This window comes from Kosmotoga sp., from assembly GCF_982836095.1.
Map to the genome: position 1 here is coordinate 1 of NZ_CEYIHJ010000092.1, position 354 is coordinate 354.

The 354-nt window shown below is 38.7% G+C and carries 1 protein-coding gene; it reads left to right on the forward strand.

All coding sequences use genetic code 11. The features are described 5' to 3' along the window. A partial coding sequence (locus AC3LHT_RS06905; RefSeq protein WP_488662387.1) for a DUF123 domain-containing protein occupies positions 1-277 on the forward strand: 277 nt, incomplete at its 5' end. Between the last annotated feature and the right edge of the window lie 77 nt (positions 278-354).

Below are 354 nucleotides of genomic sequence, written 5' to 3' on the forward strand. Positions count from 1 at the left end.
TTCAGGACGGGTGAAAAGGCATCTAAAAAAGTCTAAGAATAAGTTTTGGCATATAGATTTTTTGCTGGAAAAGGGCAAAGTTCTTTCTGCTGTGTTGTTACCTTCATCTATTAAGAGAGAGGAAGAAATCTCAGCATTACTCCAGGAGTTCGGAGAAGCAGTAAAAGGGTTTGGAGCTTCGGATTGCCGTGTTTCATCGAATCTATACAAGATTGAAAAAGAGGATTTTTATAAAGCGCTAAAATCTATTTATGAACATATGGGGGTGTTTACGTGATAGCCTTTCTTTCAGATTGGGGCAATGAAAGTTATTATGTAGGAGTCACCAAGGCTGTAATAAAAGGGATTGCGCCG